Here is a 25,129-nt window from a genome sequence, read left to right as displayed (position 1 = left end):
CCCGCGGATCAGAATTCGATGTGGCCCAGCGCGCACACAGCGTCGCCGTCGCCCACGACGCCGTAGGCGTCGAGCGGGCCCGCGGCCTGGGTGACGGCGGTCCAGCCGGCGTTCGGGTCCGAGATCTCGGGCAGGGCGGTGGGCACGTCAGGCCGGGACACGCCGCCCTCGCCGGCGCCGATGATCTTCATGCCGACGTCGACCAGCACCACACGGGACACCCGCGCCGCCTTGGCCACATCCCAGCCCCAGCCGAGGATCTGCACGCCCGACGGCTGGCCCGTGAAGCGGACATCCACGACGTCGGTGTTGCCCTTGCAGACGCCGGTCTTGGGGAAACGGGCCCGCAAGGGCTTGCCCATGTGCGCCGTGGCCCAGGCGGGGACCGCCGGGACCGGCTCGGCCTTGGTCGGGATCACCCGCGCCGCGGGCGCGCCGGCGGCGGCGGCGGGAGCCTCGGCGGCCGGCGTCGCCGCATCGCCCTTGTCCCGGAACTTCGGCTGGTCGCAGGCCGAGAGCGCGGCGAAACCGGCGAGAAGGGGCGCGAGGCGCAGAAGGGATGTCCGCATGGCCGGCATTTAGTCCGCGCCGTCGAGGCCGCGCAACCGCCGGTCTTTCCCCATGGCCCGGAGCTCCCCCGACGAAGCGCCCTGGGCCGACCCGCGCCAGGCGAAAAGGGGGGTCTGGGCGCAGGCGCCGATCCGGGACTGTGATCCAAACCCCTAGGCGCGCCGGAAGGCAGGCGCCAGAACCGGGACGGCCAGCGCCGGGCGACGGCGCGCCGCCCGGAAGGCCGCCGATGCGCCTGATCGCTCACCTCCACCCGCTGTCGTCGTACTGCCAGAAGCTCACCATCGGGCTGCGCGAACTGGGCGTGCCGTTCGAGACCCGCATGCCCGACCTCATGGACCCGGACGCCCGGGCGGCCTACGCCGCGCTCTGGCCGACCGCCAAGATCCCGCTTCTGCAGCACGGCGAGCGGATCGTCCCGGAAACCAGCATCCAGCTCGAGTACGCCCAGCGGCTGGCGCCGGACGGCGCCCGCCTGATCCCGGCCGAGGCGGAGGCCGCGCTGGAGGCGCGGCTGATGGACCGGCTCTTCGACGCCTATGTGATGACGCCGATGCAGGCGTTCGTCGCCGACATCCTTCGCCCGGAGGCCGAGCGCGACCCCCGCGCGCTGCCGGACGCCCGCGCGACGCTGGCCATGTCCTACGCCATGCTGGACGGCCGCCTCGCCGGCCGGATGTGGGCGGCCGGGGACGCGTTCACGATCGCCGACTGCGCGGCCGCGCCGGCGCTGTTCTATTCGGGGGTGGTGGCGCCCTGGCCGAAGACGCTCGCGACGCTGGACGCCTACTTCGAGCGGCTGCTGACGCGCCCGTCGGTGCGCCAGGCGCTGGCCGAGGCGCAGCCCTTCTTCGACATGTACCCGTTCCGCGACTCGATGCCCGACCGCTTCCGTCGCGGCGACTTCGGCGCCGCCTGAAACGGCGAAGGCCCGCCGGGGTCGCCGGCGGGCCTCCATGGTGGAGCTAAGCGGAGTCGAACCGCTGACCTCTTGAATGCCATTCAAGCGCTCTACCAACTGAGCTATAGCCCCGAGGTCGGGTCTTCCGGAGGCCGGGGCCCCAGGAAGGCGCGGAACCTATTCAAACCGGTTCCCGCGATCAAGCCCGCTCGACAGGCTTTTTTTGACGCACGTCGCGGGGCGGCCCTGAAACGAAAAGGGCGGCCCGCAGGCCGCCCTCTCGCTCAGTCCTCGTCGCCTTCGTCGGGAAGGCCCTCGATCTCGGACTCGTCGAAGTCGTCCTCGTCCTCGTCCTCGAGGAACGGGACGTCGTCGGCGTCCTCGACTTCGTCGTCGTCGGCGAACTCGCCCAGATCCTCGCTGACGCCCGCGGCGGCGGGTTCGGCCTCGTCCTCGTCGTCGTCGGTGGCCAGCGGCGGCTCGTCGGCCACTTCGTCCAGCTCCGGCGTGACGACCTCTTCTTCCTCTTCCTCGTCGTCCGTCTCCTTGGCCGCGACCTGATCCTCGACCTGGTCGTCCTCGGGCACGATCGTGCGCGCGCGGACGCGGCGGTTGCGGACGGCCTCGTCGGGATCGAACTCGCTCTGGCACTTGGGGCAGTGCGCGGGACGCTTGTTCAGATCGTAGAACTTAGCCTGGCAGGTGGGGCAGATTTGCTTGGTGCCCAGCTCGGGATTGGCCAAAGGCGGCGACCCTCTAAGATTAGGATGTTCGGCGGAAAGGCGGCGTCCCTTGCCACGCGCGGAAGCGCCTGTCAAAGCAATCGCCCGCACGTCCAGCCCTCAGCGAAAGGCGCATTTTCGAGATATGTCGGCGGCCCAACTGACCGCCCGGCGGGGCGGCCCCTTGAGGGGCGTCGTGCGCGCGCCCGGGGACAAGTCGATCAGCCACCGCGCGCTCATCCTCGGTGCGCTGGCGAGCGGCGTCACCGAGATCGAAGGCCTGCTGGAAGGCGACGACGTGCGCCGCACGGCCGCCGCGATGGCGGCGTTCGGCGCCGGCGTGGAGCGGCTGGGCGAGGGTCGCTGGCGCGTGGAGGGGCGCGGCGGGTTCTCCGAACCGGCCGACGTGGTCGACTGCGGCAACGCGGGCACGGGCGTCCGCCTGATCATGGGGGCCGCCGCCGGCTTTCCGATCGCAGCTACCTTCACCGGGGACGGGTCCCTCCGTGGCCGGCCGATGAACCGCGTGCTGAAGCCGCTCGGCCAGATGGGCGCGACCTGGATCTGCCGCGAGGGCGGACGGCTGCCGCTGACCTTGCGGGGCGGGAACCTGAAGCCGATCGCCTACACGCTGCCGGAGCCGTCGGCGCAGGTGAAGTCGGCGGTGCTCCTGGCCGGCCTGAACGGGCAGGGCTGCGAGGTGATCGAGCCCGAGGCCACGCGCGACCACACCGAGCGGATGCTCAGGGGCTTCGGCGCCGAGATCGAGGTGCGGGACGCGGGGAATGGACGCCACATCGTGCTGCCGGGCGGCCAGGCGCTGAAGGGGACGCGGATCCACGTGCCGGGCGATCCCTCGTCGGCGGCCTTCCCGCTGGTGGCGGCGCTGATCGTCCCGGGCTCGGAGGTGACGGTGCAGGGGATGCTGCTGAACCCCTCGCGCATCGGCCTGCTGGACACCCTGGGCGAGATGGGCGCGGACCTGTCGGTGACGAACGTCCGGGACGAGGGCGGCGAGACGGTGGCCGACGTCACCGCGCGGCACTCCGCCCTGGAGGGCGTCGACGTGCCGCCCGAGCGGGCGCCGTCGATGATCGACGAATACCCCATCCTGGCGGTGGCGGCGGCCTTCGCCAGTGGGCGCACGGCCATGCGCGGCATCGGCGAGATGCGGGTGAAGGAGAGCGACCGCATCGCCCTGATGGCCGCCGGGCTCGCCGCCTGCGGGGCCGGCGTCGAAGAAGAGCCCGACGCGCTGACGGTGGTGGGGGCCGTGCGCGCCAACCACGGCGTCGGCGGCGGCGCGCTGGTCACCACGCACGGCGACCATCGGATCGCCATGAGCCACCTGATCCTGGGTCTCGCGGCCGAGGCGCCGGTGCGCGTCGACGAACCCGGCATGATCGCCACCAGCTTCCCGGGCTTCGTGGACCTCATGCGCGGCCTCGGCGCCGACATCGGCGAGGCGTGATGCCGCGCCTGACGATTCCTCTCCCCCCGCGAAGCGGAGAGGGAGAGGGCAGGGAGAGCGCGGCGCGGCGTTGGGCCTTGCGCGGCGATGGTCCGGAAGGGATTCAGCAGCTCCGCCGCCTGGGATCCTTGCCTGGCCGCCGTCGTACGGCTACGGCCGGCGCCGCCCTCTCCCTACCCTCTCCCTCTCCGTTCCGCTTCGCTGCACGGGGGGAGAGGACCGCATGCGGCGAGTATGACCCGGGTGACGTTGCCACGATCCTGAAGGACCTCGTGGTTCCAGAAGCGAAGGACCCGCAGGCCCGCGCGGCCGAGGCGCTCGGTGCGCCGCGCATCGTAAGCGAGCTGATCGGAATGGTGTCCGCCGTCGAGTTCGACCACCAGCGCGGCCTCGACGCAGAGGAAATCGAGGAAGTAGGGCCCCAGCGGCGCCTGTCGTCTCCATCGCCACCCGCCGAGCCGCCGCGCACGAAGAGCATTCCAGAGGATGGCCTCGGCCCGAGTGTCATGCCGCCGCAGTTCGCGAGCGCGTTGAATGCGGGGCGCGCGCTCGATGATGCGGATCTTCGACACGCCACGAACGTGAACATTAGCAGAACATTTCGTCAAGCAGCTCCTCTCCCCCCGCGAAGCGGAGAGGGAGAGGGTAGGGAGAGGGCGGCCCGGCTGTGGGCCTTGCACGACTGCGGCCCCATCGAGCACCTGCACTGCGGCCGCGGGGGAAGAGGATGACGCCCTTCGTCATTGCGGTGGATGGTCCGGCGGCGTCGGGGAAGGGGACCGTTGCGGCGCGGCTGGGGGATCTCTTCGGCCTGCCGGTCCTGGACACGGGCCTGCTCTACCGCGCCGTGGGCGTGCTGACGGAACGGGCCGGGGGCGACCTCGACGATGCGGCGGCCGCGGCGGCCGTGGCCGCGGGCCTGTCCGCGGCGCAGCTCGGCGACCCGGCGCTGCGCACCCGGGCGGCGGGCGAGCTGGCCAGCCGCGTGGCGGTGCACCAGAAGGTCCGCGACGCGCTGCTCGCCTTCCAGCGCGACTTCGCGGGGCAGCCGGGCGGCGCCGTCCTGGACGGGCGCGACATCGGCACCGTCATCTGCCCGGGAGCGCCGGCCAAGCTCTACGTGACCGCCACGCCCGAGGTCCGCGCCGAGCGCCGCTGGAAGCAGCTGTCGGCCCAGGGCGAGCCCGTCGGCTATGCGGACGTGCTCGCCGACATCCGGCGGCGGGATGAACGCGACGGAGCCCGCGACGCCGCGCCGATGACCCAGGCGCCGGACGCGGAGTTGCTCGACACGACCGAAATGACTATAGAGCAGGCCGCCGATGCGGCCCGCCGCATCGTCGAGGCGGCGCGCGCTCGCTGGCAGGCTTCCGAAGGGACGTCCGGCCGGTAGGGCAAATCCAACCGCGCCTTTCCCTCGGACAGCTGCGGGCAAACGTCACCGCGCGGGGTGTCTCCCGCGTCTTCGGTTCAACCTCCAACCCGGTAGGGACCACCGGCCTCAGGCTGCGTGGGCCCCGATCATTTTCGAACGAAAGAACTCATGGCTGACGATCTGAGCCTCAACCCCTCGCGCGACGACTTCGCCGCGCTGCTCGACGAGTCCCTCGGCGGGCGCGATTTCATGGAAGGCCAAGTGGTCCACGGCAAGGTCGTGGCCATCGAGAAGGACTTCGCCATCGTCGACGTCGGTCTGAAGACCGAAGGCCGCGTGCCGCTGAAGGAATTCACCGCCCCCGGCGAGGACAAGCCGCCGCTGAAGGCCGGCGACACCGTCGAGGTGTTCCTGGAGCGCGTCGAGAACGCCATGGGCGAGGCGGTGATCAGCCGCGAGAAGGCCCGCCGCGAAGAGGCCTGGACGCGTCTGGAAGGCGTCTACGAGAAGAACGAGCCGGTGATGGGCGTCATCGTCGGCCGCGTGAAGGGCGGCTTCACCGTCGACCTGGGCGGCGCCTCGGCGTTCCTGCCCGGCAGCCAGGTGGACATCCGTCCGGTGCGCGACGTCGGCCCGCTGATGGGCAAGGAACAGCCCTTCGCCATCCTCAAGATGGACCGCCCGCGCGGCAACATCGTCGTCTCGCGCCGCGCCATCCTGGAAGAAGCCCGCGCCGAGCAGCGCACCGAGCTGGTCAGCCAGCTGCAAGAGGGTGAAGTCCGCGAAGGCGTGGTCAAGAACATCACCGACTACGGCGCGTTCGTGGACCTGGGCGGCATCGACGGCCTGCTGCACGTCACCGACATGAGCTGGAAGCGCGTCAACCACCCGAGCCAGGTGCTGGCGGTGGGCGACACGGTGAAGGTCCAGATCGTCAAGATCAACCCGGACACCCAGCGCATCAGCCTCGGCATGAAGCAGCTCCAGTCCGACCCGTGGGACGGCGTGGAAGCCAAGTACCCGGTGGGCGCGAAGTTCACCGGCCGCATCACCAACATCACCGACTACGGCGCCTTCGTGGAGCTGGAGCCGGGCGTGGAGGGCCTGGTGCACGTGTCGGAGATGTCGTGGACCAAGAAGAACGTCCACCCCGGCAAGATCGTCTCGACGTCTCAGGAAGTCGACGTCGTTGTGCTCGACGTGGATCCGTCCAAGCGCCGCGTCTCGCTGGGCCTCAAGCAGGCCCTGCAGAACCCTTGGGAGAAGTTCGTCGCCGAGCATCCGATCGGCACGGTCGTCGAGGGCGAGGTCAAGAACGCCACCGAGTTCGGCCTGTTCATCGGCCTCGACAACGACATCGACGGGATGGTTCACCTCTCCGACCTCGACTGGGCCACGCCCGGCGAGGAGGCGATCGCCAAGTACGTCAAGGGCGAGACCGTCAAGGCGCGCGTGCTGGACGTCGACGTCGAGAAGGAGCGCATCTCGCTCGGCATCAAGCAGCTGTCCGGCGACCCGCTCCAGGGCGACACCTTCCGCAAGGGCCAGACCGTCACCACGACCGTCACCGAGGTCACCTCGGGCGGCATCGAGGTGAAGTTCGGCGACGAGGAAGCGCCGATGACGGCCTTCATCCGCAAGTCCGACCTGTCGCGCGACCGCGCCGACCAGCGTCCCGAGCGCTTCGCCGTGGGTGACCGCGTCGACGCCCAGGTGACCAACGTCGACAAGGCCGCCCGCCGCATCTCGCTCAGCATCAAGTCGCTGGAGATGGCGGAAGAGAAGGAGGCCATCGAGCAGTTCGGGTCGTCTGACTCGGGCGCCTCGCTGGGCGACATCCTGGGCGCCGCGCTGCGCGAGAAGGCCCAGAAGGAATAGGACGACGTCGAAAGACCGTCTCCAGCGCGGCGGGCCGGGAAACCGGTCCGCCGTGTCCTTTTTCGCCTCACGCGCGAAAGTTGAACGCAACTCGCGGAACAAGCTTCACCACAGGGGCGAAGTCGCCGTTTTGCGCCTTGATCCGCGACCGTGGCTCGGCCATGGTCGCGCCGGTTCGAGGGGATAATGATCAAGTCCGAACTCATCGCGAAGCTCGCGGAGGAGAACCCGCACCTCACGCAGCGCGACATCGAGCGCGTGGTGGGCGTGATCCTCGAGCGGATGATCCAGGCCCTGGAAGAGGGCGGCCGGGTCGAGCTGCGCGGCTTCGGCGCGCTGTCGGTCCGCTCTCGCGACGCGCGCGCGGGCCGCAACCCCCGCACGGGCGAGCCGGTGGACGTCCGCGCCAAGCACGTCCCCTTCTTCAAGAGCGGCAAGGAGCTGCGCGAGCGCCTCAACGTCGAGGACGAGCGCTAGCGCCCGAGCTTGCGTCCGCCGCAAGCCCCCATCGTTGAACCGCAGAGCGCGGAGATGCGCAGGGAGGCCCGTCCGCGCGGGACCTCCGCGGATCCTCGCGACGTCCGCGGTTCCCCCTTCTGACCTCAACCCGGGGAAGTTCGCATGAGCGTGTTCACGGAATTCCGCGAGTTCATCGCGCGCGGCAACGTCGCCGACCTGGCGGTGGGCGTCATCGTCGGCGCGGCGTTCAACGACATCATCAAGAGCCTGGTGGACGACGTGGTGATGCCGCCCATCGGCCTTCTGCTGTCGGGCTTCGACTTCGCCAACCTTCAGTGGGTGCTGAAGGCCGACAATCCCCTGACCAAGGCCAACGAACTGGTGGCGGTGAAGTACGGCCACTTCATCAACGTCTCGCTGAAGTTCCTGATCGTGGCCTGGGTGGTGTTCTGGATGGTGAAGGGCATGAACGCCGTGCGGCGCTGGGAGGTCGAGACGTCGGGCAAGCCGGTGACCCCGCCGGCCCCCCCGCCTCAGGAGCGCCTGCTGACCGAGATCCGCGACCTGCTCAGGACCGAGCGCGGCCCGCCGCCCGCTGCCTGACGTCGGCTTGACGCGCCCGGCGACGCGGTTCCTGCTTCGGCGAACGGCGTGAGGGGAGCCGCCCCTGCGCCCGCCAAGGGAGCGCATCATGGGCATGGTCTCGGAGTTCCGCGAGTTCATCGCGCGCGGCAATGTGGTCGACCTGGCGGTCGGCGTCATCGTCGGCGCGGCCTTCAACGACATCGTCAAGGTGCTGGTGGACCAGGTGGTGATGCCGCCGATCGGCCTGCTGACCTCCGGCGTCGACTTCTCCAAGCTGGCCTGGGTGCTGAAGCCCGACGATCCCGCCACCGAGGCGGTCGAGCTGGTCGCGATCCAGTACGGCGCCCTCATCAACGCCGGCATCAAGTTCCTGATCGTCGCGTGGGTGGTCTTCCTGCTGGTGAAGGCGGTCAACGCCATGCGCCGCGCCCCGCCGCCGGCGGAAGCCGCTCCGCCGGCCCCGCCGCCTCAGGAGGCGCTGCTGGCGGAGATCCGCGACCTCCTCAAGGCGAAGTAGCGCCGCGGGGCCGGGCGGGCCTCTCGGCCCGGTGTCAGGCGACCTTGAAGCCTTCCCAGTTCATCATGGCCGTCAGCCGGGCGCTCTCGGCCTCGGGCAGGGCGGCGTGGAAGGCGGGGAAGATCACGTCCTCCTCCTCCCGGATGTGGGTGCGCAGGTCGTCGTAGAAGCCCTGCAGCGTCGAGCGCCACATGACGTCGCCGGCGTCGATGTTCCGCAGCTCGAAGATGAAGGTCTTGATGCGGCCGTGGTCCTCGATGAGCGCGCGGGCCTGGTCCTCCTGGCCGTGCTGCATCATGGCCGGGTAGATCACGTTCTCCTCCTGGATCGCGTGCTTGGTGAGCGCATAGGCGATCTTGGCGAGCAGCATGTCGCGCTTCATGACGTCGTCTTCGGTGGTCGCGAGCGCCGCCTCGAAGGCCTTCTCGACCAGCCGGTGCTCGGCCTTGAGCGCCTCGGCCCAGTCGCCGGTGGCCGCGGACGGCGCCTGCATCAGCGCCTTGCGGGCGAGGGGAAGCGCGAGACCGGCGGCGAGGCCGATGGCGGCGCCGGCGGCGAGTTGACCGTACTGGCCATTGGTCCGAGTCTGCATGTGGTCCTCCGTGGCCGGTGACAACCGGTCGGAGGCGGCTCTGTTCCGGACCTAGCCGCCGATCGGCGTCTCGATCGGGCTTTCGTCGGCGGCCGCATCGTCGCGCAGGTCCACGCCCCGCTGGATCAGCATCAGCTCCACCAGGGTGAGCAGCTGGCGCGCCCGCCAGGCGAACATCAGGTAGAGCGCCACCACGACGGCGGCGTAGGCTATCCAGAAGTACCAGCGCGCCAGCCCCTCGGCGGCGGCGATCGCCCTCAGCGTGTCGGGCGCGAGTTCGGAAAGCGTCAGCGCCGCCGAGGCCGGCAAAGTGACGAAGCCGATGGCGAACCAGCGCGAAACGGCCTCGTGCCGCCGGTGGTTCACGAGGGCCAGGGCGTGAATCCGGCGCAGGTCGCCGGGACTGAGCGGCTCCAGCACCGCGAAGACGCTGCGGGTGGTGCGGTTGCGAAGCAGGCCCGTCAGGAAGTCCGCCCCGAACAGGCGCCACATGCTGGGCGACGTGATCCACTCCCACGGCATGCGGGACACGGGCAGCGCCCGTATGAGCCGCCGCCATGTGGGCCAGAGGATGTCTTCCGCCGCTGCGCTGCCGCTATCGCCCGTCATGGCGGAACGTTGGCCTGCCCGCGGCCCTTGCGCAACGCCCGCCCGCGCCCCCAAATCCCCGCCCATGGCGGCTCAGACGAAGATATGCGGCGTGACGACCCCAGAGGCCGTGCAGGCGGCGCTGGACGGGCGCACATCCTTCCTGGGCTTCATGTTCTTCGGGAAGAGCCCGCGGAACATCGCCCCCGACGCGGCGGCGCGCCTGGCTCCCCCGGCGCGGGCCAAGGGGGTCAAGCTGGTGGCCGTGACGGTCGACCCCAGCGACGACGAGCTCGACGCGATCACCCGCCACCTGGCGCCGGACCTGATCCAGCTGCACGGCCACGAGCCCCCGGGGCGCGTGCGCGAGGTGCTCGGGCGGACAGGCGCGGGCGTGATCAAGGTGCTGCCCGTCGCCGAAGCCGGCGACCTGGCGGCGGCGGCGGCCTACGAGCCGGTGGTCGAGCACCTCATGTTCGAGACGAAGCCGCCGAAGGACGCCGATCGCCCGGGGGGCCGGGGCGTGGCGTTCGACTGGGCCCTGATGAAGGGGCGGCGCTTCCAGAAGCCGTGGTTCCTGGCAGGCGGCCTTAACCCGTGGAACGTGGCCGAGGCGATCACGGCGTCGGGCGCGCCGATCGTCGACGTTTCCTCTGGCGTGGAGCGCGGTCCCGGACTAAAGGACCCGGCCTTGATCACGGCGTTCCTCGACGCTGTCCGCCGCGCCTGAGACGCCTCCGCCGACCATGAACGCGCCCACTCGCCCGAACGACTACGCCGCCTACCCCGACGCCCGCGGGCGCTTCGGCGACTACGGCGGACAATACGTCCCCGAGACGCTGATGCCGCTGGTTCACGACCTCGACGCGGCCTACGCGGCGGCCAAGTCGGACCCCGCCTTCCAGGCCGAGCTCGCGGGCTACCTTAGCCACTACGTGGGCCGGCCCTCGCCGCTGTACTTCGCGGCCCGCCTGACCGAGCACTTCGGCGGCGCGAAGATCTACCTGAAGCGCGAGGAGCTGAATCACACCGGCTCGCACAAGATCAACAACTGCATGGGCCAGATCCTGCTGGCCATGCGGATGGGCAAGACCCGGATCATCGCCGAGACCGGCGCCGGACAGCACGGCGTGGCCACCGCCACCGTCTGCGCCCGCTTCGGGCTGCCCTGCGTGGTCTACATGGGCGCCGTCGACGTCGAGCGGCAGAAGCCGAACGTCTTCCGCATGAACCTGCTGGGCGCCGAGGTGCGGCCGGTGACGAGCGGCTCGGCGACCCTCAAGGACGCCATGAACGAAGCCCTTCGGGACTGGGTCACCAACGTCCACGACACCTACTACCTGATCGGCTCGGCGGCGGGCATGCACCCGTACCCGGTGATGGTGCGCGACTTCCAGTCGATCATCGGCCGCGAGGTGCGCGAGCAGATCCTGGAGGTCGAGGGGCGGCTGCCCGACGCGCTGGTCGCCTGCGTGGGCGGCGGCTCGAACGCCATCGGCATGTTCCATCCGTTCCTCAACGACGAGGGCGTGAAGATCTTCGGCGTCGAGGCGGCGGGGTCCGGCCTGGACAGCGGCCGGCACGCGGCGGCGATCAACGGGGGCCGCCCCGGCGTCCTGCACGGGAACATGACCTACCTGCTGCAGGACCGCGAAGGGCAGATCGAGGAAGCGCATTCCATCTCGGCCGGGCTGGACTATCCCGGCATCGGGCCCGAGCACGCCTGGCTGCACGACGTGGGCCGCGCGACCTATCTCACGGCCACCGACGCCGAGGCGCTGGACGCCTTCATGCTGCTCTCCAAGCTGGAGGGGATCCTGCCGGCGATCGAGAGCTCGCACGCCCTGGCGCGCCTGCCCGAGATCACCCGCGAGGTGGGCAAGGGCGGGGTCGTCGTGCTGAACCTGTCGGGCCGCGGCGACAAGGACGTGAACACCGTCGCCGCGCACCTGGGGCGGACGATTTGAGCAAGTCACGGATCGAGAAGCGCTTCGCCGGCCTGAAGGCGGAAGGGCGCGCGGCGTTCGTGCCGTACGTGATGGCGGGCGATCCCGACGCCGAGACGGCGCTGGCCATCCTGAAGGGGCTGCCCGCCGCCGGGGCCGACCTCATCGAGGTGGGGTTCCCCTTCTCGGATCCCATGGCCGAGGGCCCGCCGATCCAGCGCGCGGCCCAGCGGGCCCTGTCGAAGGGCATGACGCTCAAGGCGACGTTGGAGGCCATCGCCGCCTTCCGCAGCTCCGACGCCGACACGCCGGTCATCCTGATGGGCTACATGAACCCGCTGGTGACCTGGGGCGTCGAGGCCTTTGCGCGGGACGCCGCGGCGGCCGGCGTGGACGGCCTGATCATCGTCGACTGCCCGCCCGAGGAGGCGGATCCCCTGGCCGACGCGCTCGACGCCCACGACATCTCGCTGATCCGGCTGGCGACGCCCACGACCGACGACGCCCGGCTGCAGGTGGTGGTGCGGCGCACCTCGGGCTTCGTCTACTACGTGTCGGTGGCGGGCGTGACGGGGGTGAAGGAGGCCGACGCGGCGGCCGTGGCGCCTCACGTGGAGCGCGTGCGCAAGGCCAGCGGCCTGCCCGTGGCGGTCGGCTTCGGCATCAAGACGCCCGAGCGCGCCGAGGCGGTCGCCAGGGTCGCCGATGCGGTCGTGGTGGGCTCGGCGCTTGTGGACGAGGTGGCCGAAGCAGTGGAATTGAACGAAGACGTGACCGGCCGGGTGCTTTCCAAAGTGGGTGCGCTGGCTAAGGCTGTGCGCCTCGCGCGGCGGGTCCCGGCCTGAAGACCATGGCGATGGCGGAACAGCGAAACGACAAGCCGGGCCGAGCGCCCAACACCGAGCGTCGGCGGGGGTGGCTCTCGCGGATCGCGCCCGGCGTGCGCGGGCTGACCAAGAAGGACACGCCCGAGAACCTCTGGGTGAAGTGCCCGGACACCGGCGAGATGCTGTATCGCCCCGACCTCGAGGCGGCGCTCTGGGTGACGCCCTCGGGCAACCACATGCGCATCGGCGCCAAGCTGCGCCTGACCTACACCTTCGACGACGGCAAGTACGAGCGGATCGCGACCCCGGTGATCGCCGACGACCCGCTGAAGTTCCCGGACACCACCCCCTACGCCGAGCGCCTGGCGGCGGCGCGGAAGGCCACCGGCGAGCAGGACTCGATGGCCAGCGGCTACGGCCACATCCAGGGCCAGCCGGCCGTGGTGATCGTGCAGGACTTCACCTTCATGGGCGGGTCGCTCGGCATGGCCGCGGGCGAGACCTTCGTGGTGGCGGCCAAGGAAGCCGTGAGGCGCGGGGTCCCGCTGGTGATCTTCACCGCCTCGGGGGGCGCGCGCATGCAGGAAGGCACGCTCAGCCTGATGCAGATGGCCCGCACCACCCTGGCGCTGAACGAGGTGAAGGCGGCCGGCCTGCCGTACGTGGTCGTGCTGACGGATCCGACCACGGGCGGCGTGACCGCCTCGTACGCCATGCTCGGCGACGTCCATCTGGCCGAGCCCAACGCCACGATCGGCTTCTCGGGCCGGCGCGTCATCGAGCAGACGATCCGCGAGACCCTGCCGCCGACCTTCCAGAAGTCCGAGTTCCTCGTGGAGCGCGGCATGATCGACCAGGTCGTCGAGCGCAAGGACATCCCCGAAAAGCTGAGCTCGATCCTCGGCACCCTCATGATGGGGCGCGAGCGTTCCAGGGCGGCGTGATGACGTGTGAACGCTCCCCCTCTTGGGGAGCTCGCGAAGCGGGAAGGGGCCCATGGCCCCGGCGGCTCGCGTCCTGGGCGACACCCCGTTCCTATTGGGTCCGCGACGCTTCGGGCCCGCCCCAGAGAGGAAGGATCGCGGCATGACCCTTCCGTCCGACCCCGGCCACGATCCGATCCGCGCCTCGGATGCGGTGATCCAGCGCCTGCGGGCCAATCACCCGACCCTGATCGACCTCTCGACGGGCCGCGTGGAGCGGCTGCTCGCGGCGCTGGACCATCCCGAGCGCAGGCTGCCGCCGGTGATCCATGTGGCCGGCACCAACGGCAAGGGCTCGACGGTGGCGTACCTGCGCGCCATCGGCGAGGCGGCCGGCCTGCGCGTGCACGCCCTGACGTCGCCCCATCTCGTCCGCTTCGCGGAGCGGATCCGCCTGGCGGGAGACCTCATCACCGACGAGCACCTGCTGGCGCTGACCGAGCGCGTGGAGGCGGCCAACGGCGGCGAGCCGATCAGCTTCTTCGAGATCACCACGGTTCTGGCCTTCCTGGCCTTCGCCGAGACGCCGGCGGACCTCTGCGTGGTGGAGGTGGGCCTGGGCGGGCGTTTCGACGCCACAAACGTGTTCGACGCGCCGGCGGTTAGCGTCATCACGCCTGTGGACTACGACCACCTCGAGATGCTGGGGCCGGGACTGCCGAAGATCGCCTGGGAAAAGGCCGGGATCGTCAAGCACGGCCGTCCGGTGGTGGTGGCGCGCCAGATGGACGAGGCGCTGGAGATGATCGAGCGCGAGGCCGACGACCGCATGGCCCCGATGCTCCTGATGGGCCGCGACTTCGACGCCTGGGAAGAACGGGGGCGCCTGCTGGTGCAGATGCCCGAGCGGCTGCTGGACCTTCCGGCCCCCAGCCTCTTCGGCGGCTACCAGTTCGGCAATGCGGGCGTGGCCGTGGCGGCGGCCCTGACCTTCGACCCCAGCCTGTCGGACGAGGTGCTGGGCCGCGGCGTCGCCAGCGCGGTCTGGCCCGCGCGCATGCAGCGGCTGACCGCGGGACCGCTGGCCGAGCTGGCGAGGGCGCGCGGCGCCGACCTCTGGCTCGACGGGGGGCACAACCCGCACGCCGGCCGGGCGCTGGCCGAGGCGGCGAGCCGGATCGTCGATCGCGACCCGCGCCCGCTGGTGCTGGTCACGGGCATGTTCGCCCGCAAGGACGCGGAGGGCTTCTTCCGGCCCTTCGCCGAGATGCGGCCGCGGGTGATCTGCACCACCTTCGACTCGGCCATCGCGGCCAGCGCCGACGAGCTCGTCACCGCGGCCGTGCGGGCCGGGCTGAGCCCCGAGACGGCGGCCAATGTGTCGGACGGGGTGGCGCGGGCCCTGGAGATCGAGGGCCCTGCGCCGCACGTCCTGATCTGCGGCGGCCTGCATTTTGCCGGCGAGGTGCTCGCCATGAGCCCCGAGACCTGGCCGAGCTGATCGCCGGCGAGGACGGAGCGCAGGCGCTGCCTGACGTGTGCGGCCGCCGCAGGCGCTCGATCGAACCGCGGAGGACGCAGAGACGAACGCAGAGAGCGCAGAGACCTCCGCGTCCTCCGCGCCGCCTCCGCGATCTCTGCGGTCAGAACGGGGCGGCTCCACCGCCCCTCGGTCGCCGGACCTTCATGTGCGACAGCCCTACCCTCTCAAGGGCAGGGAGCCACGCGCGGTAGAGAACGCTTCGCGCCTTACGCCGCGACGCCGGCTTCGGTGAGCCACTCCAGGATCTTCTGCTTGGGCATGGCGCCGACCTTCATCGAGGCCATCTGGCCGCCCTTGAACAGCATCATGGTGGGGATGCCGCGAACGCCGTAGCGCGAGGGCGTGGTGGGGCTCTGCTCGATGTCGAGCTTGGCGATCTTCACCTTGCCGGCCAGCTCGTCGGAGAGCTGCTCGAGCGCGGGGGCGATCTGCTTGCAGGGGCCGCACCACTCGGCCCAGAAGTCGACGAGCACGGGCTGCTCGGACGCCAGGACGTCGGTCTGGAAGGATTCGTCGGTGACCTTCACGGTGCTCATCGGGAAACTCCTGTCGCGCGGCTGAAACGGCAACGCCGATCCGCGCCTCTAGGTTCGGCCATGTAGGCGGGGTCAGGTCCTGTATCAACCGGCACGGCGGAGCTCGGCAAGGGTGTCGGCGATCAGCTTTTCTGGAACCGGCATCAGCTTCGGCCCGTCGGTCCAGACGATGGCGGCCTCGATCAGGCGGCCGGGGAAGATCTCGGACAACACCGCGGCGTAGAGCGCCATCTGCCGCAGGTAGGCGGGATCGGCGGCCTCGATGGCCGCCGGCGAGGGCCGGTTGGTCTTGAAATCCACCACCAGCACCCGGTCGGCCAGGGTGACCAGGCGGTCGATGCGACCGGAAATGCGCAGGTTGGGCGGCAGGGCGGCGGCGGTCCCGGCGATCGCCACCTCGGCGCGCGAGCCCGGGCCGAAGACCTCGGCGAAGCGGGGGTCCTCGAGCACCGAGAGGGCGGCGGCGGCCATCTCGGCGCGCTGCGGGTCGGTGAGGTCGGCTTCCCGCGCGAGCAGGGCCCGGGCCCCCGCGGCCCACTCGCTCGGCGGCAGATCGGGCAGGAGCTGCAGGAGGCGGTGGATCAGGTCGCCCCGGCGGAAACGGCCTAGGCCGGCGGTTTCCGCGAGGGGGGAGGCGGAGGCCGACGTGGCGTCCGCGCCGAGGTCCGACGGCGAGGCGTAGCGGGCGAAGGCCTCGGGCGCGGCCGGCGCAGCGGTCCAGGCCGGCGCCGGGGCCAGGGACGACCCGGAGGCCGGCGCCGGGCGAAGGCGCTCGGGGTCGGGGCCGAAACGGCGGAAGCGGGCGCCGTCCTCGTGCCGAAGTTCGCGCACCTCGTCGGCGAGGCCCGCGTGGCCCAGGGCGTCGCGCACGGCGCCCCACCAGCCCGCGAGCTTGACCTCGTCGGTGCGCTCGGCCCGCCGGCCGCAGAGGATCAGTCGGTCGCGGGCGCGGGTCAGGGCCACATAGAGCAGGCGGTAGGCCTCGGCCTCCTCGCGCTCGCGGCGCAGGCGCCGCGCCTCCCCGGTGGGCGGGCAGTCGCCGGCCGAACGGGGGCACCACAGGAAGCCCACGCCCTCGGGGCCCCGGTCGACGCGCAGCAGGGGCGACCCGCGCTGGGTGTTGGCGAGGTTGGTCTCGGGCAGGATGACGATGGGCGCCTCCAGGCCCTTGGCGCCGTGCGCGGTCATCACGCGGACCTCGTCGCGCGCGCCTTCCATCTCGCGCTTCACCACGATCTCGAGGCCCGAGAGCGCGTCGGCCAGGCTCTCCAGGTCGTGCGCGCCCCGCTCCTCGGCGGCCATCGCCTGGCTCAGGAACTCGTCCAGGGCGTCGGCCGCCTCGGGCCCCAGGCGGGTCAGAAGCCGCTGCCGCATCGAGCGGCCGTCCAGCCCCACATGGTCGATCAGCCGCACGAAGAACTCGAACGGCCTCGCCGACTTCGCCGTGTCGAGGACCAGCCGCAGGAAGCCGGCGGCTTCGGACCAGCGGGCGTCCTCGTCGGCGCGTGCGCGCAGCGTGCTCCACAGGCGGCGCTCGCGCCCGTGGGCGAGGCGGTAAAGGCTGTCGTCGTCCAGGCCGCAGAAGGGGCTCTTGAGCAGCGCGGCGAGGGTCAGGTCGTCGCCGGGGAAGAGCGCGAAGCGCGCCAGCGCCAGCAGGTCGTCGAAGAGGATGTGGCTGGACAGCGAGAGCCGGTCGGCGCCGGCCACCGGCAACCCGGCCTGCTTGAGCGCCCGCAGGATCTCCTCGAACAGCGCGCCCCGGCGGCGGACCAGGATCAGCACGTCGCCGGCGGTGGCCGGCCTGAGCTCGCGCAGGCGCGGGTCGTGGACCGCCTCGCCGTCGGCGATCAGCCGCCGGATCTCGCCGGCGATGCGGCGGGCGAGCTTCTTGTTCGCGCTGTCCTCCGCCTCCACGTCCAGCGGCAGGTCCCAGGCGTCGCGCTCGGGCCCCTTGCGGTCCACCTCCATGTCCCAGAGGTCGACGCAGCCGTGGTGGGGCGCACGGGGCGGGGCCACCTGGTGGCGGACGGGATCGCCCGGCTGCACGGCGTCGGACAGGTGCGGCGGCGTGAACACCGCGTCCACGAAGCGCAGCACCTCGCGGGTGGAACGCCAGGACTTCAGCAGGTCGATGCGCCGCACCCGCCGCCCCGCCCCGGCGGCGCGCTCGCGGTAGGCCAGGTACTTCTCGGACAGGAGCTCGGGCCGGGCCCCCTGGAACGAATAGATCGACTGCTTGCGGTCGCCGACCACGAAGACGCCGCGGTCCACCCGCCGGGCCTCCCGCCGCCCTTCGCCCGAGAAGAACTCGTCGGTGAGCGCGTCGATGATCGCCCACTGTTCCGGCGCGGTGTCCTGCGCCTCGTCCAGCAGGATGTGATCGACGCCGCCGTCCAGCTTGTAGAGCACCCAGGCGGCGGCCGGCCTGTCGCGCAGCAGGGCGCAGGTCTTCTCGACGAGGTCGGCGAAGTCGAGCGCGCCCCAGGCGTCCTTCTCGATCTGGTACGCCTCGAGATAGGCGTGGGCGAGCTTCAGGGCGTCGACGCTGTCGTGCCCCACCTTGGCCGCGCGCATGCGCTCCCGGACGGCGTGCAGGCGCTCCTGCTCGGCGAGCAGGAAGGTGCGTAGCGCCGGCTCGTCCTGCAGGCGCTTGGCCGTCTCGACCCACTTCCGCGGCTCGTCCTCCTTGGTGAACAGCAGCGCGACGGCGTCCTCCAGCGAGGGCGATCCTGCGGCCGCGAGCGCCGCCAGGGCTGCAGCCCGGTCGGTGTCCTGCTTGCCCGGCTTGCCGCCCCCTCGCAGCGCCTCGGCGCAGCGGCGGTAGAGGTCGCGGTCGATGCGGGCCATGGCCTCGGCCGCCAGCGCCTCGGGATCCGTGCCCTCGGGAACGTCGACCGTGCGCCAGACCCAGGCGACCGCGCCGTCCAGGCCGCCCCGGCCCTCGAAGAACTCGCGCAGCTCCCCGCGCCGGGCCTCGAACTCGGCGAACATGGCCTGGAAGCGGCGGAAGTCGAGCGAGACCGCCAGGCGGCCGTAGGCGTCGGCGAGGTCGCCCGGCACGTTCAGCACGTGGTGCGCCACGAGCTTGCGCGCGGCGGCGGCGACGGCCGCGGAGTCGGCGTCGTCCATGACCCGGAAGCCCGGCGGGACGCCGGCCTCCAGCGGGAAGCGCTTCAGGACCTTCTCGCAGAAGGCGTGGATGGTCTGGATCTTCAGGCCGCCCGGGGTCTCGAGCGCCGCGGCGAACAGGCTGCGGGCTTCCGAGAGGTCCTGGGCGTCGAAGCTGGCCCGCGGGCGCGAGCGCAGCTCGCCCAGTTCCTGGCGCAGCCTCGCGTCGCTCGCCACTGACCAGCCGCCGAGCGTGTCGTACAGCCGCCGCTGCATCTCGGAGGCGGCGGCCTTGGTGTAGGTGACGCAGAGGATCGTCTCGGGCTTCGCCTTGGCGAGCAGAAGGCGGGCCACCCGGTCGATCAGCGTCTTCGTCTTGCCCGACCCGGCGTTCGCGGTGACGAACACCGACAGCGTGGGGTCGGCCGCCTCCAGCTGGTCGTCGCGTTCCGGCGGGAAGAGATCGACCACGGTCATTCGTCGTCGTCCTCGCCGCTGGTGGACCACTCGAAGACCCGGGCCAGATGATCGTAGTCCGAGACGTAGCTCTTCACGAACTGCGGCGCGGTGCGCGAGGTGTAGCCGACCGAAGGGTCGTCGTAGCGGCGGATCAGCCGCTCCAGGCCCTCGACGGCGTCGTCCACGGCCTGACGGGTCACCAGCACCTTGTCGCCGTCGCCATGCGGCGCGGCCCGCACCTCCTCGCGCCCGGGCTGGGGACGGCGGCCGCTGATCTCGAGGTAGGTGAGCTCTCCGGCCGTCGCGCGGCCGATGTCGGCGAAGCCGCCGCGCTCCAGGATGGCCGCCGTGAGGGTGAGCTGCGGCGAGAAGCCGGTCTCGACCATCTTCTTCGTCGGCGCCCGTCCCGTCTTGTAGTCGATCACGTGCGCCAGGCCGTCGGGCGAGACCTCGATGCGGTCGGCCTTGGCGGCGAGGACGAAGGGGCGGCCGTCGATGTCGAGCGTGGCCTGACCCCGCCGCTCCACGTGCAGGACGCGGCCGTCGGCGCGCCGGCGGCGCTCCAGGTCCGCGACCCAGGCGGCGGCCTCGCCCGCCAGCGGGCCCTCGCGCGCCAGGGCGTCGAGCGGCATGCCGGCCGCCTTCAGCTCGTCCAGATAGAGATCGCGGAAGATCGCCGCGGCGTCCGGCGGCAGGTCGCCCGGCCAGTCGGTGACGAACCGCTCGAAGGCCGCGTGGATCGCCGTGCCCCGCGCGCGGGCCTCGATCTCCTCGTCGGGCCGCTCCAGCAGGCGAAGCCCCAGGATGTCGCGCGCCCAGACGGCGTAGGGGTCCCGGGTCAGGGTCTCGACCCGCGTGACGTAGAGTTCGCGCGGCCGATGCTCGACCGGCGGCTTGGGCGAGGGGCGCTTCACCGGCTCGTAGGGGCCCGGCGCGTCCAGCGCCCGGACCCAGCCCATCACCTCGGGCCGGCCGGGTATCGAGAGCCCCGCACCCTTGGCCAGGGTCTCCAGCCGCCAGAGCCAGCGCGACTTCACGGTGGGCTGGCCGTTGCGCCGCTCGGTGTGCAGCAGGACCACCTCGGGCGCGCAGACCGCCTGGGCGAAGTCGTGGGCCGCGAGCCCGATGCGCCGCTCGGGCGAGGGCAGGCCAAGGTCGCTGCGCATGGGCCGCGAGAGGAAGGGGTCGGTCGGCGCGGCGGCGGGCCAGACGCCCTCCTCCAGGCCCGCCACGACGAGGCGGTCGGCGCGCACCAGCCGGGCCTCGATGGCGCCCAGGATGCGAAGCCGCGGGTGCGTCGCGCCCCCGATCCGGACGGTCTCGCCCTCCATCAGGCGCTGCAGCAGGTCGGCGAACTGGCGCGGCGTCACGAGCGGCAGGTCCTCGCCCTCCCGGATCAGGCCCGAGAGCAGGCGCGACATCGCCTCGCCGGCGTGCCCGCCCCAGAGGTCTCCCGTGCGTCCCTCCCCGTCGGCGGCCAGCGCCTCCATGGCGGCGACGATCCGGCGCGCGGCTGCCGACGGCGCGTCGACCTCGCCGGGCCAGGCGAGGCCGCGAACGAGGGCGGCGAGGCGCTCGGCCAGGGGGATCGCTTCGTCGGCCCTGCCGCGGAGGCGCTCGAACAGGGCGTCCCAGGTGCGGGCCCGCGGGCCGCGGAGGCCGTAGCGCTCCAGCAGCGTCGCATCGCCCAGGCGGCTGAACGGATGCTTCAGCAGGCCCAGCAGGACCACCGGGTCGACGGGATCCACGGCGGCGCGGGCGAGCAGGCCGGCCAGGGCGCCGCAGGGCGAGCCCGCCAGGCTCTCGCCGGCGGAAGAGTCCGGGACCACGCCCCAGCGGGCGAGCTTGGCAGTGACCCGGCGGGCCAGCCGCTGGTCGGGCGTCACCAGGGCGGCGGTTCGGTCCGGGGTCTCGAGCGCCTCGCGCAGCAGGAGGGCGGCGGCGGTCGCGGCGTCTTCCTCGGTACGCGCGGCGATGAGCGAGAGGCCCCTCAGCGCCTCGGCCACCGCGTCCTTGTCCTCGCGGCGCAGGTCCTCGATCACGTGCAGCCAGTCGGCGGTCTCCTCCGCCGGCCGGAGCGCCTCGTTGACCACCCGGCGCCGCCAGCGCTGCGCCGGCGTCTCGGACGCGGAGGCGGGCCACGTTCGAACGTCGCCCCGCGCGACCTCCGCGGTTTCCAGCAGGCGCTTCAGGGCCCCTTGCGGGTGCTGGACGTCGATCTTGGCCCAGGCCCTGTCGGCGAGGTTCAGGTCGACCCCCGGCAGCACCACGGCGCCCCGCGGCGCGGCGGCGATGGCGATCATGAGCGCGCGGGTGGCGGGCGCGGTCCCCGTGGAGCCGGCGGCCACGAGCACCCCCTTCGGCGGCCGGTCGGTCCAGGCCTGGGCCAGGCGGCGCAGGAGCTGGACGCGCCGCTCGCTCACGTCGACGACGCCCAGCGCCTCCAGCCGCCGGGGCCAGAGCGCCAGCGCCTGGTCGAGGAAGCGCCGGGAGACCTCCCAGTGCGCGGCGAGCTCGGCGGGCGCGGCGCCGGCGAGGGCGCGCCGGACATCCACCTCCTCGATCTGGAGGCCGTCGAGGAAGCCGCCCAGGGCGTCGGCCAGATCGAGCGCCTGGCCCGCGCTGCCGACCCCGCCGGGCACATGCTCGGCCAGCTCGGCGACCAGCCGCACCAGCTCGAAGCGGCGGCGCAGGGGATCGATGGCGGCGGGCAGGTCCAGCGCCAGGTCCCCGGGCTCGAACGGCGGCTCGCCGGCTTCCAGGTCGCCGAGCGGGCGCATCTGCGGCGGCAGGACGGCCTTGCCGCCGGCGGCGTGCAGGAAGGCGTCGGCCAGGGCGCGCGCGCCACGCCGCGTGGGGGTGAGGATCACGGCGTCGGCCAGCGCCTCGGGCCCCTGGGGGATGAGCGCCTCGTACAGGCCGCGCGCCAGGTCTTCCGCGAACGGCCGGTGCGCGGGGATGTTGAACCACCGTGGACCGGGCTGTTCGAAGAAGGCGATCACGAGACGCCGCCCTCCCGCGCGAGCTCGGCTTCCACGGCGTCTCGGGCGGCGGGATCCCCCACGTGCATCCAGGGCGCCTCCATCACCGCGCCGTGGAGCCGTCCGGCGGCCTGCAGGCGGCGCCAGGTGGGGTGGATCGGAAACGCCGCGTCGGGCTCCCCGTCGAGGACCTTGGGGTCCATGATGCCGAAGCCGATGTTCACGTAGGGCGTGACGACGTCCGGATCGCCGGAATGGGTGAGCCGCCCGGCCGGGTCCATGAAGAACCCCAGCGGGCCCTCGAAGCCGATGCCGTTGCCGCGCGCCACCAGCAGCAGCAGGAGATCCATCTCCGCGGGGTTCCAGGCGGCCTTGAGGAGCTCCAGCGGCGGCCGGCCGCGGTTGAGCCACAGCGAGTCGATGTTGGCCAGGAAGATGGGGTCGCGCCCCAGCTTGTCGGCCGCGTGGCGGATGCCTCCGCCGGAGTCCAGCAGCTGGGCCCGTTCGTCCGAGATCAGCACCTCCAGGTCGCGGCGGCCGGCGAGGTGCGCTTCCATCTGGTCGGCGAAGTGATGCACGTTGACGACGGCCCGCGTGACCCCGGCGTCCCGCAGGCGGTCGAGGACATGGTCGATGAGCGGCTTGCCCGCCACCGGCACGAGGGCCTTGGGCCGGGTGTCGGTGAGCGGCCGCATGCGGGTGCCGAGGCCGGCGGCCAGCACCATGGCGGTGGTCGGTCCCGCCGCGGTCACGCGCGCGCCTCGGCAGGCGCATGGCGCTCGAGCCAGGCCTTCAGCCCGCCCAGCGCCGGGTCGGCCAGGCAGCGGTCGAGATAGCCCCAGAGCCGCGGCATCAGGGCGGCGTAGCGCGGCTTGCCGTCACGGGTCGTGAGGCGGGCGAAGATGCCCAGGATGCGCACGATGTTGAGCGCCCCCAGGCTGTGGAAGTCGGCGAGGAACGCCGCCCGGTCCAGCTCGGGCCGAAGCCGGAAATAGAGCGCCAGGCAGGCCGCCTCGCGCTCGGGCGTCACCTGCCGGCGGGCGTCGTGCAGCAGCATGGAAAGGTCCCACGCCGGGTGCGCCTTCACCGCGTCCTGGAAGTCGATGAGGCCCACCCGGGCAGGGCCTGCGCGCTCGGGCAGCCAGAGCAGGTTCTCGGCGTGGTAGTCGCGATGGCAGAAGACGCTGGCGTTGGCGGCGCCGTACGCGCGGATGGGGCCCCACACGGCGTTCCAATCGTCGACGGCGTCGGCGTCGAAGGCGAGCCCGGGAAGCAGCTTCGGCAGCCATTCGACGAAGATGCCGTCCGCGGTGGCGAGCGCCGTCTCGTCATAGGTGAGAAGCGGCCACTCGGCGCCGTCGTAGCTGAGGACGTCGGGGGGCGAGGCCTCGTGCAGGCGCGCCAGGGCGGTGATCGCCGCATCGTAGAGGGGGGCCTCGTCCTGCCCGCCCTCGATCAGCCGGGCGAACAGGTCGTCCCCGAGGTCCTCCAGGACCGCCAGGCCCGCCCCGGCGTCGGCGGCGACGACGGCCGGCGCCGAGAGGCCCTGTGCGCGCAACCAGCCGGCGGTGGCGATGAAGGCGTCGACCCGTCCGGCGGCCAGGCGCGCGAGCGCATTGTAGCCCAGCGCCGCCCGCTGCTGCGGCGTGGCGTCGGGCGGGCAGGGCGCCGTCTCCAGCGACGGGGGCTGGTCCATGAAGATGAGCGTGCCCCGGCCCGTGTGCAGCCGCTCGTAGGCGCGCGTCGAGGCGTCGCCGCTCAGGGGTTCGCGGCGCGCGTCGGCGAGCCCTGCGCCCCGCAGGAACTCGCGCTTCAGGGCCTCGCGGTCCGAACTCACGTCGCCAATCCTTCCACGCGTCCTTCCCAGGCGCCGTGCGGGACGAACCGGGCTTCACGGCCGCCGTCCGCGGCGAGGGCGATCTCTATATCGAGTCGGTCCGGCGGCAGGGCGCCCTCCAGCCGCTCAGGCCATTCGATCACCGCCGCGCCGTCCTCCAGCGCCTCGTCCAGCCCGATCTCGTAGGCCTCGTCGGGCGAGGTCAGCCGGTAGAGGTCGAAGTGGGCGACCGCAAGCCTCGGGCCCTCGTAGAACTGGACGAGGGTGAAGGTGGGGCTGGGGACGTCCTCGTCGGGGGTCGTGAGCGCGCGGATCAGCGCGCGGGCGATGGTCGACTTGCCGGCCCCCAGCGGGCCGGAGAGACAGACCGCCTCGCCGGGCCGAAGGCGCGCCGCCACGGCCGCGCCCAGGCGCGACGTCGCCGCCTCGTCGGGAAGCTTCATGCGAACGGCCGCGCCGGATCGGCCGGCAGCGTGTGCTCGACATACGCCTTGAGGCGCTCGGTGACCCGCACGGGGTCGCCCTCGAGCGCCACGGGCGGAATGAGCGGACCGGCGGTGAGCGAGAAGGCGCGCCCGCGCTTGTTGAGCAGTTCGTGGAACAGGGTGATGTCGCGCAGCTCGTCCGAGCGGCCGTGGAACAGGTGGAAGAGCGTCGACCAGGGACCGGCCACGTGCATGGGCACGACAGGGGCCTCGTGGCGGCGCGCGATCGATATGGCCGAGGACATCCATGTGGGGTCGGCCAGCCGGCCGTCCGCCGCGCGGCGCGCCAGCCGCCCGGCGGGGAAGATGACCAGGCAGCGTCCGGCGTCGAGGGCCGCCTTGGTGAGCTGCAGCGTCAGGCGCGTGCGGTCGCGGGTCCGCTTGGACTCGACCCATTCGACCGGGATCAGCACCTCGCCGAACTGCGGGACGACGCGGTGCGCGTCGGCGTTGGCGTAGAAGCAGATGTCGGGGCGCAACCGCTTCAGGGCGTCGAACACGGCCACGCCGTCGGCGATGCCGGTCGGATGGTTGCAGATCACGACGACCCGGCCCTCCGCGGGCACGCGGTCGAGGCCGGTCGCGCTGACGTCGAGCGCCAGCAGGTCCGAGACGTGGTCCAGCGCGGCGCGGCCGGGCATGGGCGCGATCGCGTCGGCCATCCGCCGCGCCTTGGCGTAGTCGAGCAGGGCGTAGAGCAGCGGCCGGAGCAGCGGCCACGCCGGGCTGCCCGACAGCCGGGGAGCCCGCTCGGCGATCAGCACGTCCACGATATGATCGCGTGCGCCGGTCCGGTTGCCGGCCGCGGCCGTGGCGAAGGTCATGG

General features: G+C 72.2%; 24 protein-coding genes and 1 tRNA gene. 12 read left to right on the top strand and 13 right to left on the bottom strand.

What is annotated here, in order from left to right; all coding sequences use genetic code 11:
- Positions 1 to 8 precede the first annotated feature (8 nt).
- The gene (locus AC2D8W_RS11705; RefSeq protein WP_484671684.1) at positions 9 to 569 is read right to left on the bottom strand and encodes a hypothetical protein; all 561 of its coding nucleotides are present in this window, start codon (positions 567 to 569) and stop codon (positions 9 to 11) included.
- Between the two features lie 230 nt (positions 570 to 799).
- On the opposite strand from AC2D8W_RS11705, the gene AC2D8W_RS11700 reads away from it, so the two are divergent.
- The gene (locus AC2D8W_RS11700) at positions 800 to 1,489 is read left to right on the top strand and encodes a glutathione S-transferase family protein (protein WP_484671683.1); all 690 of its coding nucleotides are present in this window, start codon (positions 800 to 802) and stop codon (positions 1,487 to 1,489) included.
- Positions 1,490 to 1,527: 38 nt separating this feature from the next.
- Here AC2D8W_RS11700 and AC2D8W_RS11695 read toward each other — a convergent pair.
- Both AC2D8W_RS11695 and AC2D8W_RS11690 read right to left on the bottom strand, forming a co-directional pair.
- A tRNA-Ala gene (locus tag AC2D8W_RS11695) sits at positions 1,528 to 1,603 on the bottom strand.
- 152 nt (positions 1,604 to 1,755) lie between these two features.
- Positions 1,756 to 2,214 carry a TIGR02300 family protein gene (locus tag AC2D8W_RS11690; protein WP_484671682.1) on the bottom strand — a complete coding sequence of 153 codons (459 nt, stop codon included), beginning with the start codon at positions 2,212 to 2,214 and terminating at the stop codon, positions 1,756 to 1,758.
- A gap of 124 nt (positions 2,215 to 2,338) precedes the next feature.
- On the opposite strand from AC2D8W_RS11690, the gene aroA reads away from it, so the two are divergent.
- Positions 2,339 to 3,664, top strand: a complete 1,326-nt coding sequence (gene aroA / locus AC2D8W_RS11685) for a 3-phosphoshikimate 1-carboxyvinyltransferase (RefSeq protein ID WP_484671681.1) — start codon at positions 2,339 to 2,341, stop codon at positions 3,662 to 3,664.
- Between the two features lie 173 nt (positions 3,665 to 3,837).
- On the opposite strand, the gene AC2D8W_RS11680 is transcribed toward aroA, so the two are convergent.
- On the bottom strand, positions 3,838 to 4,236 hold the full coding sequence (locus AC2D8W_RS11680) for an endonuclease domain-containing protein (RefSeq protein ID WP_484671680.1): 399 nt from the start codon (positions 4,234 to 4,236) through the stop codon (positions 3,838 to 3,840).
- Positions 4,237 to 4,391: 155 nt separating this feature from the next.
- Between AC2D8W_RS11680 and cmk the strand changes: the two genes are divergently transcribed.
- The 5 genes from cmk (at position 4,392) to mscL (AC2D8W_RS11655) (ending at position 8,478) form a co-directional block, all read left to right on the top strand.
- Complete coding sequence (cmk, locus tag AC2D8W_RS11675; RefSeq protein WP_484671679.1) at positions 4,392 to 5,057, top strand: (d)CMP kinase; 666 nt, start codon at positions 4,392 to 4,394, stop codon at positions 5,055 to 5,057.
- A gap of 150 nt (positions 5,058 to 5,207) precedes the next feature.
- Positions 5,208 to 6,917, top strand: coding sequence for a 30S ribosomal protein S1 (gene rpsA, locus AC2D8W_RS11670; RefSeq protein ID WP_293480379.1), 1,710 nt, complete (start codon positions 5,208 to 5,210; stop codon positions 6,915 to 6,917).
- A gap of 186 nt (positions 6,918 to 7,103) precedes the next feature.
- Complete coding sequence (locus AC2D8W_RS11665; protein WP_293480377.1) at positions 7,104 to 7,394, top strand: integration host factor subunit beta; 291 nt, start codon at positions 7,104 to 7,106, stop codon at positions 7,392 to 7,394.
- Positions 7,395 to 7,538: 144 nt separating this feature from the next.
- Entirely contained in the window at positions 7,539 to 7,979 is a 441-nt protein-coding gene (gene mscL / locus AC2D8W_RS11660) for a large-conductance mechanosensitive channel protein MscL (RefSeq protein WP_293480375.1), read from the top strand.
- An 88-nt stretch (positions 7,980 to 8,067) separates the two neighbouring features.
- On the top strand, positions 8,068 to 8,478 hold the full coding sequence (mscL, locus tag AC2D8W_RS11655) for a large-conductance mechanosensitive channel protein MscL (protein ID WP_293480373.1): 411 nt from the start codon (positions 8,068 to 8,070) through the stop codon (positions 8,476 to 8,478).
- 34 nt (positions 8,479 to 8,512) lie between these two features.
- Here the strand turns inward: mscL (AC2D8W_RS11655) and AC2D8W_RS11650 are convergent, their stop codons facing one another.
- Entirely contained in the window at positions 8,513 to 9,070 is a 558-nt protein-coding gene (locus tag AC2D8W_RS11650; protein WP_484671678.1) for a hemerythrin domain-containing protein, read from the bottom strand.
- 51 nt (positions 9,071 to 9,121) lie between these two features.
- Positions 9,122 to 9,679 (bottom strand): hypothetical protein, encoded by a 558-nt coding sequence (locus AC2D8W_RS11645; protein WP_484671677.1) that lies wholly within the window; start codon positions 9,677 to 9,679, stop codon positions 9,122 to 9,124.
- A gap of 64 nt (positions 9,680 to 9,743) precedes the next feature.
- Here AC2D8W_RS11645 and AC2D8W_RS11640 point away from each other — a divergent pair, with 64 nt between their 5' ends.
- From AC2D8W_RS11640 to AC2D8W_RS11620, 5 genes are all read left to right on the top strand, one after another.
- The gene (locus AC2D8W_RS11640; RefSeq protein WP_484671676.1) at positions 9,744 to 10,388 is read left to right on the top strand and encodes a phosphoribosylanthranilate isomerase; all 645 of its coding nucleotides are present in this window, start codon (positions 9,744 to 9,746) and stop codon (positions 10,386 to 10,388) included.
- A 16-nt stretch (positions 10,389 to 10,404) separates the two neighbouring features.
- Positions 10,405 to 11,625 (top strand): tryptophan synthase subunit beta, encoded by a 1,221-nt coding sequence (trpB, locus tag AC2D8W_RS11635; RefSeq protein ID WP_484671675.1) that lies wholly within the window; start codon positions 10,405 to 10,407, stop codon positions 11,623 to 11,625.
- Positions 11,622 to 12,449: a tryptophan synthase subunit alpha gene (gene trpA / locus AC2D8W_RS11630; RefSeq protein WP_484671674.1), complete on the top strand. Its 828-nt coding sequence runs from the start codon at positions 11,622 to 11,624 to the stop codon at positions 12,447 to 12,449. Before trpB ends, trpA begins: the two co-directional genes overlap by 4 nt.
- Positions 12,450 to 12,454: 5 nt before the next feature.
- The gene (gene accD, locus AC2D8W_RS11625) at positions 12,455 to 13,375 is read left to right on the top strand and encodes an acetyl-CoA carboxylase, carboxyltransferase subunit beta (RefSeq protein WP_293480361.1); all 921 of its coding nucleotides are present in this window, start codon (positions 12,455 to 12,457) and stop codon (positions 13,373 to 13,375) included.
- 142 nt (positions 13,376 to 13,517) lie between these two features.
- Positions 13,518 to 14,855 carry a bifunctional folylpolyglutamate synthase/dihydrofolate synthase gene (locus AC2D8W_RS11620; protein WP_484671673.1) on the top strand — a complete coding sequence of 446 codons (1,338 nt, stop codon included), beginning with the start codon at positions 13,518 to 13,520 and terminating at the stop codon, positions 14,853 to 14,855.
- Positions 14,856 to 15,103: 248 nt separating this feature from the next.
- On the opposite strand, the gene trxA is transcribed toward AC2D8W_RS11620, so the two are convergent.
- The 7 genes from trxA to AC2D8W_RS11585 all read right to left on the bottom strand — a co-directional run bounded on the left by trxA (position 15,104) and on the right by AC2D8W_RS11585 (position 25,127).
- Positions 15,104 to 15,433: a thioredoxin gene (gene trxA / locus AC2D8W_RS11615; protein WP_293480358.1), complete on the bottom strand. Its 330-nt coding sequence runs from the start codon at positions 15,431 to 15,433 to the stop codon at positions 15,104 to 15,106.
- A gap of 84 nt (positions 15,434 to 15,517) precedes the next feature.
- Complete coding sequence (gene addA, locus AC2D8W_RS11610; protein ID WP_484671672.1) at positions 15,518 to 19,018, bottom strand: double-strand break repair helicase AddA; 3,501 nt, start codon at positions 19,016 to 19,018, stop codon at positions 15,518 to 15,520.
- Positions 19,015 to 22,002 carry a double-strand break repair protein AddB gene (addB, locus tag AC2D8W_RS11605; protein ID WP_484671671.1) on the bottom strand — a complete coding sequence of 996 codons (2,988 nt, stop codon included), beginning with the start codon at positions 22,000 to 22,002 and terminating at the stop codon, positions 19,015 to 19,017. Before addB ends, addA begins: the two co-directional genes overlap by 4 nt.
- Complete coding sequence (locus AC2D8W_RS11600) at positions 21,999 to 22,733, bottom strand: nucleotidyltransferase family protein (RefSeq protein WP_484671670.1); 735 nt, start codon at positions 22,731 to 22,733, stop codon at positions 21,999 to 22,001. The genes addB and AC2D8W_RS11600 overlap by 4 nt, the downstream gene beginning before the upstream one ends.
- On the bottom strand, positions 22,730 to 23,818 hold the full coding sequence (gene amgK, locus AC2D8W_RS11595) for an N-acetylmuramate/N-acetylglucosamine kinase AmgK (protein ID WP_484671669.1): 1,089 nt from the start codon (positions 23,816 to 23,818) through the stop codon (positions 22,730 to 22,732). The genes AC2D8W_RS11600 and amgK overlap by 4 nt, the downstream gene beginning before the upstream one ends.
- Complete coding sequence (gene tsaE, locus AC2D8W_RS11590) at positions 23,815 to 24,261, bottom strand: tRNA (adenosine(37)-N6)-threonylcarbamoyltransferase complex ATPase subunit type 1 TsaE (protein ID WP_484671668.1); 447 nt, start codon at positions 24,259 to 24,261, stop codon at positions 23,815 to 23,817. Before tsaE ends, amgK begins: the two co-directional genes overlap by 4 nt.
- Positions 24,258 to 25,127, bottom strand: coding sequence for a 1-acyl-sn-glycerol-3-phosphate acyltransferase (locus tag AC2D8W_RS11585; RefSeq protein ID WP_484671667.1), 870 nt, complete (start codon positions 25,125 to 25,127; stop codon positions 24,258 to 24,260). Before AC2D8W_RS11585 ends, tsaE begins: the two co-directional genes overlap by 4 nt.
- Positions 25,128 to 25,129: the final 2 nt, after the last annotated feature.

The organism is Phenylobacterium sp. T106 (assembly GCF_057219735.1).
This window is presented reverse-complemented; position numbering and strand designations above follow the sequence as displayed.

Bases quoted from the DNA above. Each gene is read 5' to 3' on its own strand.
- AC2D8W_RS11665 (WP_293480377.1), top strand. From the start codon at position 7,104: ATGATCAAGTCCGAACTCATCGCGAAGCTCGCGGAGGAGAACCCGCAC.
- accD (WP_293480361.1), top strand. From the start codon at position 12,455: ATGGCGATGGCGGAACAGCGAAACGACAAGCCGGGCCGAGCGCCCAAC.
- AC2D8W_RS11700 (WP_484671683.1), top strand. From the start codon at position 800: ATGCGCCTGATCGCTCACCTCCACCCGCTGTCGTCGTACTGCCAGAAG.
- mscL (WP_293480373.1), top strand. From the start codon at position 8,068: ATGGGCATGGTCTCGGAGTTCCGCGAGTTCATCGCGCGCGGCAATGTG.
- AC2D8W_RS11705 (WP_484671684.1), bottom strand. From the start codon at position 569: ATGCGGACATCCCTTCTGCGCCTCGCGCCCCTTCTCGCCGGTTTCGCC.
- tsaE (WP_484671668.1), bottom strand. From the start codon at position 24,261: ATGAAGCTTCCCGACGAGGCGGCGACGTCGCGCCTGGGCGCGGCCGTG.
- addA (WP_484671672.1), bottom strand. From the start codon at position 19,018: ATGACCGTGGTCGATCTCTTCCCGCCGGAACGCGACGACCAGCTGGAG.
- AC2D8W_RS11585 (WP_484671667.1), bottom strand. From the start codon at position 25,127: ATGACCTTCGCCACGGCCGCGGCCGGCAACCGGACCGGCGCACGCGAT.
- mscL (WP_293480375.1), top strand. From the start codon at position 7,539: ATGAGCGTGTTCACGGAATTCCGCGAGTTCATCGCGCGCGGCAACGTC.
- AC2D8W_RS11640 (WP_484671676.1), top strand. From the start codon at position 9,744: ATGGCGGCTCAGACGAAGATATGCGGCGTGACGACCCCAGAGGCCGTG.
- AC2D8W_RS11620 (WP_484671673.1), top strand. From the start codon at position 13,518: ATGACCCTTCCGTCCGACCCCGGCCACGATCCGATCCGCGCCTCGGAT.
- AC2D8W_RS11650 (WP_484671678.1), bottom strand. From the start codon at position 9,070: ATGCAGACTCGGACCAATGGCCAGTACGGTCAACTCGCCGCCGGCGCC.
- rpsA (WP_293480379.1), top strand. From the start codon at position 5,208: ATGGCTGACGATCTGAGCCTCAACCCCTCGCGCGACGACTTCGCCGCG.
- aroA (WP_484671681.1), top strand. From the start codon at position 2,339: ATGTCGGCGGCCCAACTGACCGCCCGGCGGGGCGGCCCCTTGAGGGGC.
- cmk (WP_484671679.1), top strand. From the start codon at position 4,392: ATGACGCCCTTCGTCATTGCGGTGGATGGTCCGGCGGCGTCGGGGAAG.
- trpB (WP_484671675.1), top strand. From the start codon at position 10,405: ATGAACGCGCCCACTCGCCCGAACGACTACGCCGCCTACCCCGACGCC.
- AC2D8W_RS11645 (WP_484671677.1), bottom strand. From the start codon at position 9,679: ATGACGGGCGATAGCGGCAGCGCAGCGGCGGAAGACATCCTCTGGCCC.
- trxA (WP_293480358.1), bottom strand. From the start codon at position 15,433: ATGAGCACCGTGAAGGTCACCGACGAATCCTTCCAGACCGACGTCCTG.